Below are 19,129 nucleotides of genomic sequence, written 5' to 3' on the forward strand. Positions count from 1 at the left end.
CTATAGGCAGCAAGATGCCGCACCGAAACCCCGTCCCGCGCCTCTGGCTGATGACCGACGAGCGGATGGGCGATGCGCTATGGCATGCGCTGCAGTGTATTCCGCCGGGATCGGGGATCGTGATCCGCCACTACCAGACGCCCCCGGCGCAGCGTCGGGCGCTGGCGCTGCGCATACGCCGCATCGCGCAGGCGCGACGGCTGGTGGTGGTCGCGCGGCCCGGATTTGCCGGGATCGACGGCGTGCATGGCGCCGGCCGCGGTGGGAGCCTGCGGACCTGGCCCGCGCACGATCGGCGCGAGGCGATGCTCGGCGCGCGGGCCGGTGCCGACGCGCTGTTCGTGTCGCCGATCTATCCGACGCGGTCGCATCCGGGAGCGCCAGCGATCGGTCCCGCGGCTGCTATGCTTGTTGCGCGTGGGCTCGGTCTACCGATGATCGCGCTGGGCGGCATGACCGCCGCACGGTGGCGGCGACTCAGGATGCTGGGCTTTCACGGCTGGGCCGCGATCGATGCGTGGACGTGATGGGAGCAATTCGCGGCTCACCGCCGATCATGCTGCGCCCGGATCAGAAGCGGAAGGCGGTCCCGAGATAGACGGCTTGGCTGTCGCGACGATCGTCCTCGAGCCGAACGAACCGCTCACGATCCGACCGATAGCGGACGCCCGCGGTTACATCGATGTTGCGCGTAAGCGAATAGGATCCGCCGAGATCGACAGAATAGCTCGGCGCATCCTCGACGAGACGCGGCGTATTTGCGAGCGGACGATCCGCCGCAGCCTTGACGCTGCCCGTGAACCGCTTGCCCGCATAGCTGACCGCGACATCGGCGGAGCTGCGACTGCCCGGCATCCCGGCCAGATCGACGCGTGCCAGATCGCCCGACACCGCAAACCGCTTCCAGCCGACCGACATGCCCAGATTATACGCGATCGGCGCCAATCCGACGGTCGGCGCGGTGCTAGTCGCGAGACGCGTGGTATCGATACCACGGTTGGTCTGCGCGCGGACAGCGACGGTGAAGGCACGATTGTCGCGACGCGTTTCGGCCGGGGTGAAGCGGAAGCTCCCGGCATCGAAGCCGCCGCGCGCGAACAGCGCCGCAAGCCGGGGATCCGCCGCCGATGGGGTGAAGCCGCCCGTGCCCCGCACCGACAGCGCCGGGCGCTTGGCGATGCGGACCTGCTGTTCGGAGGCGCCGAACGCGGGCGCGACGAAGACCGCAGCGGCAGCAGCCACTCCGGCGAACATCCCGACCATCACGCGCTTGGCGACCAAAACAACAACTCCCTGCGAATCTTTTATAGACGAATCTTGTTACGATTCCTTCGCTGAACGGCAGCTAACACAGATCGATCCCCGTCAGCTATCCGCACCTAATGATTATCCAAAGGTGTTGCATCAGACACACAGAACAGGTCGAACGCCGTGGTTGCCGGACGAATTGCCGACGCCCACCCCATCCTTGCGGGTAGCAGGCCCGCCCTGTAGAGGCTGACGACGATCTATTGCCAGGATGATGCCGATGTTCCGCCCGCGTACCGCCCTCGTGGTTCTCGCCGCTCTGCCGCTGGTTGCGTGCGGCGGCGGCAGCGCCCGTCCCAAGGCCGATCTGGCCGCGTCGAAGATCACCACGATCGGCGTCAACAGCTATCTCTGGCGCGCGACGCTCGACACGCTGAGCTTCATGCCGCTGCTCCAGACCGACTCCAATGGCGGCGTCATCGTCACCGACTGGTACGTCAACCCGCAGACCCCGGCCGAGCGGATGAAGGTAACGGTATCGATCCTCGACCAGGACCTGCGCGCCGATGCCGTCCGCGTCGCGGCACTGCGGGAGATCAACCGCAACGGCCAGTGGGTGTCCGCACCCGTCCAGGCCGCGACCACGCAGAAGCTCGAGGACATCATCCTGACCAAGGCCCGCGACCTGCGTCGCGCCTCGATCGCGGGCTGAGGACGACATCATGGCGTCGCGTTTCAATGCGTTGAAGGCGGACGCGGCGTGGCAGAAGGTCTGGGACGAACGTAACACGTTCGCCGCCGACGATTCTTCGACCAAGCCGCGTTCGTACGTGCTCGAGATGTTCCCCTATCCGTCGGGGCGCATCCACATGGGGCATGTCCGCAACTATACGATGGGCGACGTGCTCGCGCGCTTCCGTCGGATGAAGGGCATGGAAGTGCTCCATCCGATGGGCTGGGACGCGTTCGGCATGCCCGCCGAGAACGCGGCGATGGAAAAGGGCGTGCATCCGGGCAACTGGACGCGCGCCAACATCGCGACGATGAAGGCGCAGCTGAAGCGGCTGGGCTTCGCGCTCGACTGGACGCGCGAACTGGCGACGTGCGAGCCTGAATATTACGGGCATGAGCAGGCGCTGTTCCTCGACCTGTTCGCAGCGGGGCTCGTCTATCGCAAGGAATCGGCGGTCAACTGGGATCCGGTCGACATGACCGTGCTCGCCAACGAGCAGGTGATCGACGGGCGCGGCTGGCGCTCGGGCGCGCTGGTCGAGCGGCGCAAGCTGTCGCAGTGGTTCCTCAAAATCACTGACTTTGCCGACGAGCTGGTCGACGGCCTCGGCGCGCTCGAGCACTGGCCCGACAAGGTCAAGCTGATGCAGGAGAACTGGATCGGCCGCAGCCAGGGGTTGCAGTTCAAGTTCGCGCTGGCGGGCAATACGACCGGCATCGATTCGGTCGAGGTGTTCACGACGCGCCCCGACACGATGTTCGGGTCGAGCTTCGTCGCGGTCGCCGCGGATCATCCGATCGCGCGCGCGGTCGCCGAGACGAACCCCGATGCGGCTGCGTTCATCGAACTCTGCAAGCGTGGCGGCACCACCGCGGCCGAACTCGACACGCAGGAGAAGCTGGGCTTCGACACCGGTATCCGCGCGGCGCATCCGCTCAACCAGAGCTGGGAGCTCCCGGTCTACATCGCGAACTTCGTGCTGATGGAATACGGCACCGGCGCTGTGTTCGGCGTGCCCGCGCATGACCAGCGCGATCTGGATTTCGCGCGCAAATACGATCTGCCCGTCAAGCGCGTCGTCTCCGAAGGCGATGACGAGGCCCCCGTGTTCGTCGGCGACACCGCCTGGACGGGAGCCGGCAATCTGGTGAACTCGCACTTCCTCGACGGAATGGACATCGAAGACGCCAAGCGCACCGTGATCGAGCGCGCCGAGGGCGAAGGCTGGGGCAAGGGCACGACCGTGTTCCGCCTGCGCGACTGGGGCGTCAGCCGCCAGCGTTACTGGGGCACGCCGATCCCGATCATCCACTGCGACGCGTGCGGCGCGGTGCCGGTGCCCAAGGACCAGCTGCCGATCGTGCTGCCCGAGGACGTGTCGTTCGACATCCCCGGCAACCCGCTCGATCGCCATCCGACGTGGAAGCACGTCCCCTGCCCGTCCTGTGGCGGCGCAGCACGGCGCGAGACCGACACGCTCGACACGTTCGTCGATTCGTCGTGGTATTTCATCCGCTTCGCCAGCCAGCCGGACGCCAAGCCGTTCGACCGGACGGGCGCGGAGAAGTGGCTGCCGGTCAACCAGTATATCGGCGGCGTCGAGCATGCGATCCTGCATCTGCTTTACGCCCGCTTCTGGACGCGTGCGCTGAAGCATATCGGCATGCTCGACATCGCCGAGCCGTTTGCCGGGCTGTTCACGCAGGGCATGGTTACGCACGAGACGTACAAGTCCGCGGACGGCCGCTGGCTCGGCCCCGACGACGTGCGCGACGGCATCGAGATCGCGACGGGTGACACGATCACCGTCGGTCGTGTTGAAAAGATGTCGAAGTCGAAGAAGAACACCGTCGATCCCGAGCCGATCGTCGACCAGTATGGCGCCGACGCGGTGCGCTGGTTCGTGCTCTCCGACTCGCCGCCCGAGCGCGACCTTCCCTGGAGTGAGTCGGGCATTGAGGGCGCGTGGCGGTTCGTCCAGCGTCTCTGGCGCCTGATCGAGGCCGACGGTGCCGCCAAGGCCGAGGGCGACGACATCGCCCTGCGCAAGCTGTGCCATCGCACCACGGTGGGTATCGAGAGCGATATCAATGGCTTGCAGTTCAACAAGGCGGTCGCGCGGCTCTACAGCCTGTGCAGTGCGATCGAGAAGGCATCGCCGTCCGCCGATCGCGAACAGGCGATCCGCACGTTGCTGCTGCTCGTCAGCCCGATGGTGCCGCACGTTGCCGAGGAAGCCTGGGCGACCGCAGGTAACGACGGCCTGATCGCCGACGCCGCGTGGCCCGAAGTCGATCCGGCGCTGCTGGTCGATGACGAGGTCACCATCGCGGTGCAGGTCAACGGCAAGCTGCGCGACACGCTCGTCTTCCCCAAGGGCGCGCCGAAGGACGAGGTCGAGGCGGCCGCGCTGGCCTCTGACAAGATCGTCCGCCTGCTCGAGGGCAAGCCGCCCCGGAAAGTGATCGTCGTGCCCGACCGCCTCGTGAACATCGTCGCATGACGCGGTACGCGCTTCTTGCGGGAGCCCTGCTGCTCTCGGCCAGCCTGGCGGGTTGCGGGCTGCATCCGCTCTATTCGGGCGGCAGCAGCGGCGCGGTTGCCGGCACGCTCGGCCAGGTCGAGATCACGCCGATCGAGGGCAAGTCCGGGTGGCTGATGGCAACCGCGCTGCGCGACCGGTTGCCGTCGAACGGCGCGGCACCGCTGTATCGGATCGACATCCGGCTCGAGGACCAGATCAACGGCCTCGGCGTGCGGCGCGACGACAGCGTGTCGCGCGAACGCCGGATCCTGCGCGCGCGCTATCAGCTCGTCCGGATCGGTGACGGCACCGTCCTGCTCGACGCGACCGCCGGATCCGACGCCGGCATCGATGTCGTCCGGTCCGAATATGCGACGATCGCAGCCGAAAATACCGCGCTCGAACGTCTGTCGGGAATCGTCGCGGATCAGATCGTCGCGCGGATCGCGCTCTATGCGCAGCGGACCCCGCCGGCCCCCACGCCGGCCCCGTGAAGGCCAGCGCCAACCAGATCCGCGCCGCATTGGCCAGGCCCGGCCCCGATATCCGTCTCTATCTTCTCCACGGCCCTGACGAGGCCGGCGCAAGCGACCTCGCCCGCACGCTCGCCAAGGCGATGGGACCCGATGCCGAGCGCGTCGATCTGGATGGCGCACAGCTCAGATCGGATCCCTCGCGGCTCGCTGACGAGGCGGCCGCCCTGTCGCTCTTCGCCACCGCGCGTCACGTCCGCGTCGCGTCGGCGGGCGAGGAGAGCCTCGATGCGTTCACCACGCTGTTGAACGCTGATCGCGCGGGCAACCCGGTCGTCGCGATCGCGCCCAGCGTCAAGACGAGTGCGAAGATCGTCAAGCTCGCGCTCGAATCGCCGCGTGCGATGGCGTTCGCCTGCTACGCACCCACGGCTGCCGATGCGGAGCGTCTCGCCAGCACGATGGCGGGCGAACAGGGTCTGCGCCCTGCCCCCGGCGTCGCGCGTCGCCTGGTCGAGACCACCGGTGGCGACCGCGCGGTCATCGCGCGCGAGATCGACAAGCTCGCGCTGTATCTCGACGCAAGCGCCGAACGACCGCATGATCTCGACCACGCCGCGCTCGATGCGATCGGCGCGGACCTCGGTGAGGCGGAGATGGGTCAGGCGATCGACGCGGCGATCGAGGGGCGTGTCGCCGATCTCGGGACCGAACTCGCGCGGCTTGAAGAGGCCGGAACCTCGCCGATCCCGTGGCTGCGGCAGCTCGTCCGCAGACTGATCGCGCTCGCCGAGATGCGCGGCGAGATCGATCGCGGCGAGTCCGTCGATACGGTGATGAAGCGCCACCGCGTCTTCTTCCGCGACGAGGCACAGACCGCCAAATCGCTCCGCCGCTGGTCGCCAGTGATGCTCGCTACGGCCATCGCCCGCGTCCGCACCGCCGAACGTGCGATCATGGCCCCGGGCAATCCCGGCGGGGTCGTCGCGGATGCCGCCATCGTCGCCCTTGCTCAGGCGATCGCACGCAGAAACTAAAGCCCGCTGAATTCCCCCCGTCAGGCGGACGTACCGGAGGGAAGGAACCGCTTCCCCCCGGACGTTCAGATCGCCCCGCCCGTCAGCCGCTGGCATACCATGTCGAGCTGATCGAGCGTCGAATAACTCAGCGTCAGCGTGCCGCCGGTCTCACTATGTGCAACCCGCACCTGAAGCCCCAGCAGATCGGCCAGTTGCCGCTCAAGCGCCGCGATATCCGCATCGGGGACCCGCGCCTCGTTCGCTGCGGTCGCCGCAGTCCCGCCCGACCGAGTCCGGCCCGGCTTGGCATCACGCGCCAGCTTTTCGGTCTCGCGCACCGATAGGCCGCGGGCGATCACTTGGTCCGCCAGTGTCTCGACATCGGGCGAACCGAGCAGCGCGCGCGCATGCCCCATCGACAGCGATCCTTCGACCACCTGGGACTGAACCTGCGCAGGCAGCTCGAGCAGCCGCAACAGGTTGGCGACATGGCTGCGCGACTTATGGACGATCTTGGCCAGCACCTCCTGCGTATGGCCATATTCTCCGGCCAGCCGCTGATAGGCCTGCGCCTCCTCGATCGCGTTGAGATCCTCGCGCTGGATGTTCTCGATCAGCGCGATTTCGAGCGTTTCGGCGTCGTCGAAGTCGCGGACAACCACCGGGACCTCGTGCAAACGCGCCCTTTGCGCCGCGCGCCAGCGGCGCTCGCCCGCGACGATCTGATAATCATGGCCGTGCGGCCGGACGATGATCGGCTGGATCAAGCCGCGTGCGGCGATCGAGGCGGCAAGTTCGCTCAGCATCGCTTCGTCGAAATGTCGGCGGGGCTGGTCCGGATGCGGCGACAGCGAACTGACCGGCAGCATGCGCACGCCGCTATTGGTCGGCGCATCACCGCTCGCGCTGACCGGCGCCTCGCGGGCCATCTCGCCCAGCAGCGCGTTCAGCCCGCGGCCGAGCCCCGGCCGGCCGCGCTTGGTACCTTCACTCATACCAATACCCTCACGCGGCTGCTCGTGCAGATACCGGAAGCCGGCCGATCATCTCGCGGGCAAGCGCGATATACGCTTGCGACCCGCTGCAGCGATGGTCGTAGATCAGCGCCGGAAGTCCGTGACTGGGCGCTTCCGACAGCCGTACGTTGCGCGGGATGACCGTTTCGAACACGACCTTGCCCAGCACCGCGCGGACATCCGCCGAGACCTGATCGGTCAGCCGGTTGCGGCGATCATACATTGTCAGCGCAACGCCGAGGATCGACAGGCCGGGGTTGAACCGCTGACGGATACGTTCGACCGTGCTGAGCAACTGCGACAGGCCCTCGAGCGCGAAGAATTCGCACTGGAGCGGCACGAGCAGCGCATCCGCTGCAACCATCGCATTAATCGTCAGCAGCCCGAGCGAAGGCGGACAATCGATCAGCGCGATATCCCAATGCCCGGTCGAGTCCTGCATCGCACGATCGAGCCGATGCGTCCGCGCATCGAATTCGACGAGCTCGATTTCCGCCCCCGACAGATCGACCGTCGCGGGGATCACGTCGAGCCGGGGCACGCGGCTGTGCACCACGGCCTGGTCGATCGTCGCTTCGCCGATGAGGACGTCATAGCTAGATTTGACGCGTTGCGCATGGCCGATGCCAAGCCCGGTCGAGGCGTTGCCCTGCGGGTCGATATCGACCAGCAGCACCCGCATTCCCGTCGCCGCCAATGCGGTCGCGAGATTGATGGCACTGGTGGTCTTGCCCACCCCACCCTTCTGATTGGCGACCGCGATGGTGATCATCGCGCGCGGACTCGATCCAGAACCACGATAGACGACTCCGGGTTCGTGACGCTTTGTTCCACGTGGAACATAAAGTGCCAAGGCTTCTGAAGCGCGGTGATCTCTGCCTCGTCGAGACGCCCCCGAGGCAATAGCCACCGCGTCTCTGTTGTGGCGCAGTGCGCCGCGCCACGCAAAAGGTTTTCGAGCGAGGCGACCGCGCGCGCCGAAATGATCCGCGCCGTTGAAGTGACGGACTCGACCTTGGTCGGATGCACCCAGACCTGCTCGCCAAGCCCGAGCCGGGCAACGCAGAGCTGGAGAAAGTCCGCGCGACGCCGGCGTGGTTCGACGAGATCGACCGGCCCGTCGCGCACCAGCGCGACGACCATGCCGGGAAATCCGCCACCGGTTCCGATGTCGAGCCAGCGCATCGCATCTGTCTCCGGGCCCGCGAGTGCAACCAGCTGAAGCGAGTCGACGACATGCCGCTCCCAGATCGTCGGGATCGTCGAAGGCGCGATCAGATTCTGATGCGCGGCCTCCTCGACGACCATCGCGACAAACGCCGCAACCCGCTCGGTCGCGACGGGGCCAAACCGCTCGAGGACCCAGGTCCGTGCTTCGTCCTCGGTCATGCCGGCACTCGTTTCGTATGGAGGAGCACCGCAGACAGTGCCGCAGGCGTGATGCCCCGGATCCGTGCCGCAGCGGCCAGAGACAGCGGTCGTGCCGCACTCAATCGATCGATCATCTCGTTCGACAGACCGGGGACCCGATCATAGGCAAGATCCTGGGGTAACAGGATCGCTTCGTCCGCACGCAACCGCGCGACCTCCTGCGCCTGTCGTTCGATATAGGGAGCGTAGCGCGCATCCTCGACGACCTCGTCGACCACCGCCGCCGGGATTCCGATCGCTGCATCAGGCGCGACATGCGCAAGCTTCACGCCCTCGAAGCGCAACCAGTCAAACGCTGTCCGCCGCGCGCCATCACGCCCCACCGCAACGCCCTGATCCGCGATCTCGGTCGCGGTGCGTTCGCCATGCAGTGCGGATCGGAACCGGGCCCGGTCTTCGCCACGCGCGCGCTGATGGGCGAGCCGTGCGGTGCCGAGGCATCCCGCCACCTCCGCAATCCCGCCCAGCCGCGTCTCGGCATTGTCCGCGCGCAGCGACAGCCGGAACTCGGCACGCGCGGTCAGCATCCGGTACGGCTCGGTAACGCCTTGCAGGACAAGGTCGTCGATCATCACGCCGAGATAGCTCGACGCGCGGTCGAGGATCACCGGTGCCAGATCACAGGCATGCGCCGCCGCGTTCAGGCCAGCGACCAGCCCCTGCCCCGCCGCCTCTTCATAGCCGGTGGTCCCGTTGAGCTGGCCGGCGCAGAACACGCCGTCGATCGCGGGAAGCGCCAACCGCGTATCGAGCGCGCGCGGATCGATATAATCATATTCGACGGCATAGCCCGGCATCGTCATCACGACACGCTCAAGCCCGGGAATGCTCGCGAGCATCGCCGCCTGCACCTCGACTGGCAAGGACGTCGACAGACCATTGGGATAGATCGTTGGGTCGTCGAGACCCTCGGGTTCGAGGAACAGCTGATGGCCGTCGCGGTCACCGAAGCGGGAAACCTTGTCCTCGATCGACGGACAATAGCGCGGCCCCGCCGCCTCGATCGCGCCGGTGAACAGCGGCGATCTGTGGAACGCGGCGCGGATGATCGCATGCGTCTCGTCCGTCGTCCGCGTGATCGCACAGGCGACCTGCGGCAGGATACGGTCGGTCGTCATCGGCGACATCGTCCATGGCTCGGGATCGGAGGGCTGCTCGGCAAGCGCGCCCCAGTTGATCGTCCGCCCGTCGAGCCGTGGCGGAGTTCCGGTCTTCAGCCGCGCCATGGGCAGCGCACGCGCGCGGAGCTGGTCCGCCAGTGGCTTCGCCGCACGCTCGCCGATCCGGCCCCCTTCCTCGCGGTCGTCGCCACGGAAGATCCGCCCGCCCAGAAACGTTCCGGTCGCCAGCACCACCGCACGGGCGGCGACCACGGCGCCGTCTGCGAGCACGACACCCGCGACGCCATCACCCTCCAGATGCAGCGCGCTGACCTCGCCGGCGATGATCGACAAGTCCGGCGTCGCCGCCAGCTGTGCCTGGATCGCCGCCGCATAGAGCCTGCGGTCCGCCTGGATCCTGGGCCCCTGAACCGCGGATCCCTTGCTGCGATTGAGCATCCGGTGATGGATCGCTGCGGCATCGGCAGCGCGTCCGATCAGCCCGTCAAAGGCATCGACTTCGCGGACCATATGGCCCTTGCCCAGCCCGCCTATCGCCGGATTGCATGACATCGCGCCGATCTGGCGCGCGTCGAACGACACCAGCGCGGTACGCGCGCCCCTCCGCGCTGCCGCGGCTGCGGCCTCGGTCCCGGCATGGCCACCGCCAACCACCACTACATCGAACATGCCATTGCCGTAGAGCGACGCGACGATCGCGTCAAAGTTGTTCCACGTGGAACATCATTTGCCGATGCAGAACCGGCCGAACAGTGCGTCGAGCATCTCTCCGGTTGCGTCGAGACCCAGCACCACGGCAAGCCCGGTGCGGGCCTCGCGGAGATGCTCCGCAACGATCAACGGGTCGTTGCCCGCCGCACGCAGTGTCGCCGCAGCCCGCTCGCAGCGTCGGCGCTGATCCGCCTTGAGCGCCAGATCGTCATTGCGGGGAAGCAGGGCAGCTGCGCGATCATGGACCACAGCCCAGAGGCCGTCGAGCGATGCCTGGTCGCTTTGCGAGAGGGCAATCACCCGACCGGGCGGGACGCCCCCGTCCCGCCCCGGCAGATCGGCTCGGGCGTGAACCCAGATCGCATCTTCGCGTGGCGGCGCCGTGTCAGCCAGCCACAGCAGCAGGTCCGCCGTCGCCATCGCGGTCTCCGCCCGGGCAACGCCGATTGCCTCGATCGGATCGAGCGTATCAACCAGACCCGCGGTATCGGTCAGGACATAGGCGACCCCGTTGCGCAAGACCGGGACATCGATGCGGTCACGCGTCGTCCCCGAGATCGGCGATACGATCGCGGCATCGCGCTCCCCCATCAGATTGAGCAACGTCGATTTGCCGCTGTTGGGGGGGCCGCCGATCACGACGCGAAGGCCGTCTTTCAGTCGCTCGACCGGGGGGCTCGCCACCACCGTCTCGATCTCAGCCGCCAGCGCTGCGATGTCAGCGCACACCGCGTCGAAGGCCGCCGCATCGCTGGTCACGTCATCCTCGTCGGCAAAGTCGAGCATCGCCTCGATCCGTGCGGACAGCATCGCGACCGCGTCCATCCAGCCGCGCACCGCCTGGCTCACGCGGCCTTCGGTCGCGGTGATCGCGGCAACACGCTGCGCCTCGGTTTCGGCCTCAAGCAGATCCGCAAGCCCTTCGGCCTGGGTCAGGTCGATCCGCCCGTTGCCAAGCGCGCGACGGGTGAATTCGCCCGGCTCGGCCAGTCGTAACCCGGTCATCGCCGAAAGCCTGCGTTCGACCGCGGCGATGACCGCCCGTCCCCCGTGACAGTGGAGCTCGACCAGATCCTCGCCCGTCGCGGTGGTCGGGCCCGGAAAGACGATCACCAATGCGCGATCGAGCATCGTCCCGCTCGCATCACGCAGAGCACGTAAACTGGCATGCCGCGCGGCAGGGAGCGGCCCGGCGAGCGCGACCGCCGCCGCAAACGCCTCAGACCCCGATATCCGCACCACTGAGATCGCCGCGGGAGGGCGCCCGCTCGACACTGCAAAGATCGTCGTCATTCTGTTACTCAACCGCCCGTTTTGCCCGTCTGCGTCGCGCCGTCGAACATCCGTTTCCAGAACGCCATCCCCGCCTCGCCCATCGGCTGCCACCCGCGCATCATCGTCTCGATCATCTCGGGCTGCATCGCCCCGTCGCCGAGCCCGGGCATCGCCTCGATCATCATCGCGACATAGCGGTCATGGATCGGCGTCAGGTCGGGCAGCCCCACCGCGCGGCGGGCCTCTTCGGGCGTGCATTCGATTTCGATGTTCATCTTCATGGACGGCCCTTTCGGTGGCGCTTGAGCCGCACGGCGGGGCACGGCATAGCGTGGCAATGTATGCGCGGGATGCCGCCTCGATCGCAACGCCTATCGGGCTGATCCGCGTGACCGGCAGCACCGACCGGATCGACGCGATCGCGATCGACCGGGACGGCATCGTCGAGGCGACCATGAACCCGGTGATCCGCGAAGCGCTCCGCCAGCTCAATGCGTATTTCGCCGGCCGTCTCACCGTCTTCGACCTTCCGCTCGCACCATCGCTGACGCCCCGCGGCGACGCGCTGCGTCAGGCGATCGTCGCGATCCCTTACGGCCGGACCGCCAGCTATGGCGACCTCTCACTGGCGATCGGGTCGAGCCCGCGCGCGATCGGCCAGGCCTGTGCGCGCAATCCCTTTCCGATCGTCGTCCCCTGCCACCGAATTCTCGGAGCCGGGGGCAGGCTTGGTGCGTATTCCGCAGGCCAAGGCCCGATCACAAAATCCCGGCTGCTCGATCTCGAACGGCCGCAAGGAGGATTGCTATGACGAACACCACCACCATACCGACGCTCGCGGGCGACGGCAGCTTCACCGCCTATCGCGTGGTCCCCGCCGGCACGCCCAAGGCCGCGATCGTCGTGATCCAGGAAATCTTCGGCGTGAATGCCGGCATCCGCCGCAAGTGCGACACGCTCGCCGAGGCCGGTTATCTCGCGATCGCCCCTGACCTGTTCTGGCGGCTGGAGCCAGGGGTCGAGCTCGACCCGGACGTGAAGCCCGAATTCGAACGCGCGCTTGAGCTCATGGGCCAGTTCGACCAGGACAAGGGCATCGCCGATATCGAGGCAACGATCCGCGCCGCGCGCAGCGAACTCGGTGACGGCGCAAAGGTCGGCGCGGTCGGCTATTGCCTCGGTGGCCGCCTCGCCTTCATGACCGCCGCGCGCACCGATATCGATGCGAGCGTCGGCTATTACGGCGTCGGGATCGATGGCCTGCTCGGCGAGAAGCACGCGGTCGCAAACCCCGTGCTGCTCCACGTTCCCGAGGAGGATCATTTCGTCGACAAGGACGCGCAGGCGGCGATGCACGCCGGGCTCGACGATCATCCCAAGGTCACGATCTACGATTATGCGGGCGAGGATCACGGCTTCGCGACCGAGTTCGGCGAGCGCCGGTCGGATGTGTCGGCCAAGCTGGCAGACGAACGCACCGCGGCCTTCTTTGCCGAGCATCTGGGGTGAAGACGATTTCGGGCATGATGACCGGCCCACTCGACATCATCGAGGATACCGACATCAGCGGGATGGTCATTGGAAAGGTTCGCGTGGGTCTGAATTGCCGGCTGCGCGTCTCAGGAATGGTGACCGGGAAGATCTGCCTTGCCAAGGGTGCCGAGGTCGACATTCCCGGGATGTTCAACGGCAAGATCATCCGCCGCTGATCCCTCCGATCGCGCGCCCCTCGCCCAAGAAAAAGGCCTCGCCGGACGATCCCGGCGAGGCCTTTTCCTTATCCGGACGCTGCCCCGATCAGCCGAGCAGCGAGACGATCCCGAGCGTTTCGCCGGTACCGGTCCAGCCCTCGTAGATCATCTTCACCGCGACCACGAGGATCACCGCCAGGCCGATATAGGCGATCCAGCGATAGCGGTTGATGATCCGCGCGATGAAGTTCGCTGCCAGGCCCATCATCGCGACCGACAGCAACAGGCCGATCACAAGGATCCCCGGATGCTCGCGCGCTGCACCCGCGACCGCGAGCACATTGTCGAGGCTCATCGACACGTCGGCGACCGCGACCGCCCAAGCGGCGCTGGCAAAGCCCTTGGACGACTTGATCCCCGAGCGTTCGTCACCCTCGATTTCCTCGGAGCCGGCGTTCTGTGCACCCTCGCGGATTTCACGCCAGAACTTCCAGCTGACCCACAGCAGCAGCAGGCCGCCCGCAAAGATCAGCCCGACGATCCCCATCAGCCACGTCACGATCAGGGCGAAGAAGATGCGCAGGACGAGCGCGGCGCCGATGCCGATCAGGATGACCTTCTTGCGCTGGTCAGCAGGAAGCCCCGCTGCGAGCGCGCCGACGACGATCGCATTGTCGCCGGCAAGGACGAGGTCGATCATCAGGACCGATCCGAACGCGGCCAGCGCCTTCGGGTCGCCGAGATTGGAGAAGTCGGCGACGATGTGCTGCCAGATTTCCAGCGGTGAACCGGGTCCGGTTACTCCCGATGCGGCGGTGGCCAGCATGGCGATGATACTCAAGATGTCAGCTCCCGGTGACGGGCCACCACCGACGTGCGGAGATGGCGGATTTCAATGGGTTTCATAGCAAAGCGGCACACGAAAGCCATTGCTCTCGCGTGCCGCATTTTGGGTCGGTCTTCTTGGCCGGACATGGACGAAGCCCATGTCGTCGGTCGGGGCGCTGCCCCGCCGGCCGAACCGGTGCGAGTCCTGCGCCAGCTTGGCGCAGGCCGCCCTCGGTTATTGATTCATGCTGTCGAAGAAATTCTCGTTGGTCTTCGAATCCTTCATCTTGTCGAGCAGGAACTCCATCGCGTCGATCGTGCCCATCTGCATGAGGATACGACGCAGCACCCACATCTTGGAGAGCTTGGCCTTGTCGACCAGCAGCTCTTCCTTGCGCGTGCCCGACTTGCCGACGTCGAGCGCCGGGAAGATGCGCTTGTCCGCGACCTTGCGGTCGAGCACGATTTCCGAGTTGCCGGTGCCCTTGAATTCCTCGAAGATCACCTCGTCCATGCGGCTGCCCGTGTCGATCAGCGCGGTCGCGATAATCGAGAGCGAGCCGCCCTCCTCGATGTTGCGTGCCGCACCGAAGAAGCGCTTCGGACGCTGCAGTGCGTTCGCATCGACACCACCGGTCAGGACCTTGCCCGACGACGGCACGACGGTGTTGTAGGCACGACCCAGACGCGTGATCGAGTCGAGCAGGATCACCACGTCCTTCTTGTGCTCGACCAGGCGCTTGGCCTTTTCGATCACCATCTCGGCGACCTGGACGTGGCGCTGCGCGGGTTCGTCGAACGTCGAGCTGACGACCTCGCCCTTCACGCTGCGCTGCATGTCGGTGACTTCCTCGGGACGCTCGTCGATCAGCAGGACGATCAGGAACACCTCAGGGTGGTTGTCGGTGATCGCCTTGGCCATGTTCTGCAACATGACCGTCTTGCCGACGCGCGGCGGGGCGACGATCAGCGTGCGCTGGCCCTTGCCCTGCGGCGACACGATGTCGATCACACGCGCCGACTTGTCCTTGACGGTCGGGTCGGCGGGATCGAGCGTCAGCTTGCTCTCGGGGTAGAGCGGCGTGAGATTGTCGAAATTGACGCGGTGGCGGACGACGTCGGGATCGTCGAAATTGACGGCCGTTAGCTTCACCAGCGAGAAATAGCGCTCGCCGTCCTTCGGCCCGCGGATTTCGCCCTCGACCGTGTCACCGGTACGCAGGCCGAACTTCCGCACCTGGTTCGGCGAGATATAGATATCGTCGGGCCCGGCGAGATAGTTGGACTCGGGCGAGCGCAGGAAGCCGAAACCATCGGGCAGCACTTCGATCGTGCCGAGTCCCATGATCTGGTCGCCATTGTCTGCCTGCACCTTCAGGATCGCGAACAACAGGTCCTGCTTGCGCAGCGTCGAGGCGCTCTCGACCCCCAGTTCCTCGGCCAGCTGGACCAGCTCGGCGGGCTTCTTCTTCTTCAGGTCTTTGAGATGCATGGGGATTTCCGGATAGCGATCAACGGGAACAGGTTCGGTCTGCGGGTGCGCTGGAAAGCGGAACTGGGCGAGCCGAACAGGCAGGACCACACGACCGGGCAGGACGCCAGGAGGCCGTGCTGGGAATTGAGGTAGAATTGGGGGGGCGGTTAGTCAAGCGGTGACGGGGCGACCGCCTCGACCGCCATCTGGGGCTCGACCCAGGATCCAGAGCCACAAACGGTGTCCTCCGCCGCTCTGGATCCTGGATCAAGTCCAGGATGACGTGGGGAGTCAGAACGGCTTGACGATCACCAGCACGACGATGAGCGTCACCGCCAGCGCAGGAATCTCATTGAGCATCCGCAACTGCTTGCCCGTCAGCGTCGGCTTCCCCGCCGCGAGCTTCTTGGCGTAGCCGACCGTCCAGCCATGATAGCCCGTCAGCAGGAACACCAGCAGCATCTTGAGATGCAGCCACCCCAGCCCCGGCGCGCCGTCCGCCAGCCCGAGGTTGAGCGCGAGCGCGAGTCCCAGCACCCAGACGACGATCATCGCCGGCGTCAGGATGATCTTCCGGATCTTGCCCTCGCGCTCGATCCAGCTCGCCGCCTCGGCTGCATTGCCCGCGGCCAGCGCTTCCTGATGATAGACGAGATAGCGCGGTAGCATGAACAGCCCCGCCATCCAGAAGATCACGAAGATCAGGTGTGCGGCCTTCACCCAGTCATAGGCCGCCCCGAGAAAACCGCTCATGTCGTGCTCCTGACGCGGGCGATCAGTTGCTCGACATGCGCGATCGGCGTGTCGGGCAGGATACCGTGCCCCAGATTGAAGACGTGCGGACGATCACCGAACGCCCCGAGAATCCGGTCGATCGCCGCATCGAGATCCGCACCGCCCGCGATCAGCGCGAGCGGATCGAGATTGCCCTGCACCGGCAGGTCGGCGGGCAGCGACGCATGCGCCCAGACCGGATCGACCGTCTCGTCGAGCCCGATCGCATCGGCCCCCGTCTCGCGCGCATAGGCGGGGAGCTTGCCCCCTGCCCCCTTCGGAAAGCCGATCACCGGCAGGCCGGGACAGCGCGCATGGAGTTCGTCGATGATCCGCGCGGTCGGCGCGATCACCCAGCGTTCGAACTGCGCAGGCGACAGCGATCCCGACCAGCTGTCGAACAACTGGACTGCATCGACTCCCGCCTCGATCTGGCGGACGAGATACTCGACGGTGTTGTCGGCGATCGCATCGATGATCGCTCCGAAGGCCGCCGGATCGCGATAGGCGAAACGCCGCGTCTCGCCCTGATCCTTGCTGCCCTTGCCCGACACCATATAGGTTGCAACCGTCCAGGGAGACCCCGCAAAGCCCAGGAACGTTGTCTCGGGCGGCAAGGCCTCGGCGACCCGCGTGACGGTCTCGTAGACCGGCTCCAGCCGCTCCGGCACCGACTGCAGGCGATCGAGCGCATGATCGACCAGCGCGGGTTCGAGCCGCGGCCCCTCACCCACCCCGAAGCTCAGATCCTGCCCCAGCGCCCAGGGAATCATCAGGATGTCCGAGAACAGGATCGAGCCGTCGAAGCCGAACCGGCGGATCGGCTGCAGCGTCACCTCGGCTGCGGCCTCGGGATCGGTCGCGAGCGCGAGGAACCCGCCCTTTTCAGCCCTGAGCGCGCGATATTCGGGAAGATAGCGCCCGGCCTGGCGCATCAGCCACAGCGGCGGGGTCGCCTGACGGTCGCCGCGCAACGTCGCCAGAAGCGGCTTGAAGGTCGGCATATTGGGGGTCGTATCGGTCAGCGGAGCACCCTTCTTCTACTATAAGAAGATTCAAGAAAGAGGTTGTTGTAGTGGTTGGGCGGTTGATCACGGGACTTATGCGGTGATCCCGGAAATACCAACAGCTTGACCTCTGCACACCCGTACAAACGCGCTGATTCGATTCAACGGCCCCCGCAACCCACAGCCTGTGGATAACTTTTTGGGCTGTGCGCGGCCCTGTGGATAAAAGGTGACTTATACACAGCGACCGGCCCGCTTGGCGGGAGGCATGAGTTACGCTAGCCCTTATCCGCATGTTATCCACAGATTCATCCCGATGGCCCCTCGCGGCAGGGCTATGCGACCTATGATACGGCTCCATCTTCACCTGCTGTCGGACTCGACGGGCGAGACGCTGGAGAACATCGCCAAGGCCGCGCTCGCGCAATATGACGATGTCGAGACCGTCCGCCATTTCTGGCCAATGGTCCGCACCGAGGCACATCTCGAGCGCATCCTTCAGGAGGTCGCGCAGAATCCCGGGCTCGTGATCTTCACCCTGGTGAACCCCGCGACGCGGCGAATCCTCGAACAACGCTGCCTTGCGCTAGGTCTCCCCGCGGTCGCGCCGCTCGATCCGGTCAACGATGCGCTCTCGGGACTGCTGGGGCAGCAGGCCAAGGCACGGCCGGGTCGTCAGCACGTCCTCGACGCCGCCTATTTCGCGCGTGTCGACGCGATCCAGTGGACGATCGCACATGACGACGGGATCGCGTGGGAAGAATGGGAGGAGGCCGATATCGTCCTCGCCGGCGTCTCGCGCTCGTCGAAGACGCCGACCTCGATCTATCTTGCCAACCGCGGCTACAAGACCGCGAACATCCCGATCGTCGTCGAAAGCCCGCCGCCGAAGATCCTCTACGCCTTGCGAAAGCCGCTGATCGTCGGGCTGACGACCAGCGCCGACCGGCTGATCCAGGTGCGCCGCAACCGGCTGCTGTCGCTGCATCAGGCACCGGACACCTCCTATGTCGAGGAAGAGGCCGTGATGCGCGAACTCGCCTTTGCGCGGCGGATGTTCGCGGACAATGGCTGGCCGGTGATCGACGTGACACGGCGGTCGATCGAGGAAACCGCGGCGGCGATCATCGCGCTGTGCAACCAGCGCCGGCCCGAGGCATGAGCTTCCTGATTCTCGCGTCGCAGAGCGCGTCGCGTCGCGCGATGCTTACCGCGGCGGGCGTCGCGTTCGATGCGACCTTTGCAGGTGTCGATGAGGATGCGGCCAAGGCGGCCCTGGTCGCGCTGTCACCCCGAGATCTTGCCGACGCGCTTGCCGAGCTCAAGGCGACGAAGGTCTCGGCGCGGATGCCGGGGCATCTCGTCCTTGGCAGCGATTCGCTCGTCGCGCTGGAGGACGGCACGATCCTCGACAAACCGGTCGATCGCGATGACGCGGCCGCGCATCTGCGACGGATGTCGGGCACGCATCATGACCTGTGGAGCGCGGCGGTCATCGCGGAGAATGGCCGACCGGTGTGGCGCCATGTCGAGCGCGCGCGGATGCATGTCCGGCCGCTGTCCGACGCGTTCATCGAAACCTATCTCGATACCGAGTGGCCTGCGATCGCGGGGTGTGTCGGCTGTTACCGGATCGAGGGTCCAGGCGCGCAGCTCTTCACGAAGATCGACGGCAGCCAGTTTACCGTTCTCGGGATGCCGCTGCTGAACGTGCTCGATTTCCTCCGGACCCGCGGTGCACTCCCCGCTTAGCATGCGGGCAGCTGACGGGCATCGGCGTTCGTCTGGCAATCCCGGCGGTATC

21 protein-coding genes are annotated in these 19,129 nt (G+C 66.3%); 10 read left to right on the forward strand and 11 right to left on the reverse strand.

The window, feature by feature from the left end:
* Positions 1 to 50 precede the first annotated feature (50 nt).
* Positions 51 to 527 carry a thiamine phosphate synthase gene (locus IFT54_RS01060; RefSeq protein WP_244648438.1) on the forward strand — a complete coding sequence of 159 codons (477 nt, stop codon included), beginning with the start codon at positions 51 to 53 and terminating at the stop codon, positions 525 to 527.
* Between the two features lie 43 nt (positions 528 to 570).
* Here the strand turns inward: IFT54_RS01060 and IFT54_RS01065 are convergent, their stop codons facing one another.
* Positions 571 to 1,281, reverse strand: coding sequence for a hypothetical protein (locus IFT54_RS01065; RefSeq protein ID WP_244648440.1), 711 nt, complete (start codon positions 1,279 to 1,281; stop codon positions 571 to 573).
* Between the two features lie 247 nt (positions 1,282 to 1,528).
* Between IFT54_RS01065 and IFT54_RS01070 the strand changes: the two genes are divergently transcribed.
* The 4 genes from IFT54_RS01070 to holA are packed head-to-tail and all read left to right on the forward strand — an operon-like array spanning position 1,529 to position 6,015.
* Positions 1,529 to 1,960 carry a DUF3576 domain-containing protein gene (locus IFT54_RS01070; RefSeq protein ID WP_031396163.1) on the forward strand — a complete coding sequence of 144 codons (432 nt, stop codon included), beginning with the start codon at positions 1,529 to 1,531 and terminating at the stop codon, positions 1,958 to 1,960.
* A gap of 10 nt (positions 1,961 to 1,970) precedes the next feature.
* Entirely contained in the window at positions 1,971 to 4,484 is a 2,514-nt protein-coding gene (gene leuS / locus IFT54_RS01075) for a leucine--tRNA ligase (protein ID WP_192069353.1), read from the forward strand.
* On the forward strand, positions 4,481 to 4,999 hold the full coding sequence (gene lptE / locus IFT54_RS01080; RefSeq protein ID WP_192069354.1) for an LPS assembly lipoprotein LptE: 519 nt from the start codon (positions 4,481 to 4,483) through the stop codon (positions 4,997 to 4,999). The genes leuS and lptE overlap by 4 nt, the downstream gene beginning before the upstream one ends.
* Positions 4,996 to 6,015, forward strand: coding sequence for a DNA polymerase III subunit delta (gene holA / locus IFT54_RS01085; RefSeq protein WP_192069355.1), 1,020 nt, complete (start codon positions 4,996 to 4,998; stop codon positions 6,013 to 6,015). Before lptE ends, holA begins: the two co-directional genes overlap by 4 nt.
* Before the next feature lie 65 nt (positions 6,016 to 6,080).
* Here the strand turns inward: holA and IFT54_RS01090 are convergent, their stop codons facing one another.
* From IFT54_RS01090 to IFT54_RS01115, 6 genes are read right to left on the reverse strand one after another with little or no spacing between them, the layout of a single operon-like run.
* Positions 6,081 to 6,992 (reverse strand): ParB/RepB/Spo0J family partition protein, encoded by a 912-nt coding sequence (locus IFT54_RS01090; RefSeq protein WP_192069356.1) that lies wholly within the window; start codon positions 6,990 to 6,992, stop codon positions 6,081 to 6,083.
* A gap of 10 nt (positions 6,993 to 7,002) precedes the next feature.
* A complete protein-coding gene (locus tag IFT54_RS01095) occupies positions 7,003 to 7,785 on the reverse strand; it encodes a ParA family protein (protein WP_031396158.1) in 783 nt (260 codons plus the stop codon).
* Positions 7,782 to 8,402 (reverse strand): 16S rRNA (guanine(527)-N(7))-methyltransferase RsmG, encoded by a 621-nt coding sequence (locus IFT54_RS01100; RefSeq protein WP_192069357.1) that lies wholly within the window; start codon positions 8,400 to 8,402, stop codon positions 7,782 to 7,784. The genes IFT54_RS01095 and IFT54_RS01100 overlap by 4 nt, the downstream gene beginning before the upstream one ends.
* Complete coding sequence (gene mnmG / locus IFT54_RS01105; protein WP_192069358.1) at positions 8,399 to 10,234, reverse strand: tRNA uridine-5-carboxymethylaminomethyl(34) synthesis enzyme MnmG; 1,836 nt, start codon at positions 10,232 to 10,234, stop codon at positions 8,399 to 8,401. The genes IFT54_RS01100 and mnmG overlap by 4 nt, the downstream gene beginning before the upstream one ends.
* Positions 10,235 to 10,288: 54 nt before the next feature.
* The gene (gene mnmE, locus IFT54_RS01110) at positions 10,289 to 11,569 is read right to left on the reverse strand and encodes a tRNA uridine-5-carboxymethylaminomethyl(34) synthesis GTPase MnmE (protein WP_192069359.1); all 1,281 of its coding nucleotides are present in this window, start codon (positions 11,567 to 11,569) and stop codon (positions 10,289 to 10,291) included.
* 8 nt (positions 11,570 to 11,577) lie between these two features.
* Positions 11,578 to 11,832, reverse strand: a complete 255-nt coding sequence (locus tag IFT54_RS01115) for a DUF6489 family protein (protein WP_031440901.1) — start codon at positions 11,830 to 11,832, stop codon at positions 11,578 to 11,580.
* A gap of 56 nt (positions 11,833 to 11,888) precedes the next feature.
* Here IFT54_RS01115 and IFT54_RS01120 point away from each other — a divergent pair, with 56 nt between their 5' ends.
* Genes IFT54_RS01120 through IFT54_RS01130 form a run of 3 tightly spaced genes read left to right on the forward strand, consistent with a single transcriptional unit; the run spans position 11,889 to position 13,260 of the window.
* Entirely contained in the window at positions 11,889 to 12,362 is a 474-nt protein-coding gene (locus IFT54_RS01120; RefSeq protein ID WP_192069360.1) for a methylated-DNA--[protein]-cysteine S-methyltransferase, read from the forward strand.
* Positions 12,359 to 13,060, forward strand: coding sequence for a dienelactone hydrolase family protein (locus tag IFT54_RS01125; protein ID WP_192069361.1), 702 nt, complete (start codon positions 12,359 to 12,361; stop codon positions 13,058 to 13,060). Before IFT54_RS01120 ends, IFT54_RS01125 begins: the two co-directional genes overlap by 4 nt.
* Positions 13,061 to 13,074: 14 nt before the next feature.
* Positions 13,075 to 13,260: a hypothetical protein gene (locus tag IFT54_RS01130; RefSeq protein ID WP_192069362.1), complete on the forward strand. Its 186-nt coding sequence runs from the start codon at positions 13,075 to 13,077 to the stop codon at positions 13,258 to 13,260.
* An 88-nt stretch (positions 13,261 to 13,348) separates the two neighbouring features.
* Here IFT54_RS01130 and IFT54_RS01135 read toward each other — a convergent pair whose 3' ends face one another.
* From IFT54_RS01135 to hemE, 4 genes are all read right to left on the reverse strand, one after another.
* Positions 13,349 to 14,068 (reverse strand): TerC family protein, encoded by a 720-nt coding sequence (locus IFT54_RS01135; protein WP_031395108.1) that lies wholly within the window; start codon positions 14,066 to 14,068, stop codon positions 13,349 to 13,351.
* 237 nt (positions 14,069 to 14,305) lie between these two features.
* Positions 14,306 to 15,562: a transcription termination factor Rho gene (gene rho / locus IFT54_RS01140; protein ID WP_031395107.1), complete on the reverse strand. Its 1,257-nt coding sequence runs from the start codon at positions 15,560 to 15,562 to the stop codon at positions 14,306 to 14,308.
* Positions 15,563 to 15,835: 273 nt separating this feature from the next.
* Entirely contained in the window at positions 15,836 to 16,297 is a 462-nt protein-coding gene (locus IFT54_RS01145; protein ID WP_192069363.1) for a CopD family protein, read from the reverse strand.
* Positions 16,294 to 17,322, reverse strand: coding sequence for a uroporphyrinogen decarboxylase (gene hemE, locus IFT54_RS01150; RefSeq protein WP_192069364.1), 1,029 nt, complete (start codon positions 17,320 to 17,322; stop codon positions 16,294 to 16,296). Before hemE ends, IFT54_RS01145 begins: the two co-directional genes overlap by 4 nt.
* A gap of 349 nt (positions 17,323 to 17,671) precedes the next feature.
* On the opposite strand from hemE, the gene IFT54_RS01155 reads away from it, so the two are divergent.
* Together IFT54_RS01155 and IFT54_RS01160 are read left to right on the forward strand one after the other, a co-directional pair.
* Positions 17,672 to 18,487, forward strand: coding sequence for a pyruvate, water dikinase regulatory protein (locus tag IFT54_RS01155; RefSeq protein WP_031440906.1), 816 nt, complete (start codon positions 17,672 to 17,674; stop codon positions 18,485 to 18,487).
* Positions 18,484 to 19,077: a Maf family protein gene (locus tag IFT54_RS01160; protein WP_192069365.1), complete on the forward strand. Its 594-nt coding sequence runs from the start codon at positions 18,484 to 18,486 to the stop codon at positions 19,075 to 19,077. The genes IFT54_RS01155 and IFT54_RS01160 overlap by 4 nt, the downstream gene beginning before the upstream one ends.
* Positions 19,078 to 19,129 lie beyond the last annotated feature (52 nt).

Source organism: Sphingomonas sp. CFBP 13714, from assembly GCF_014842205.1.
In the GTDB taxonomy this organism is placed as follows: domain Bacteria; phylum Pseudomonadota; class Alphaproteobacteria; order Sphingomonadales; family Sphingomonadaceae; genus Sphingomonas; species Sphingomonas aerolata.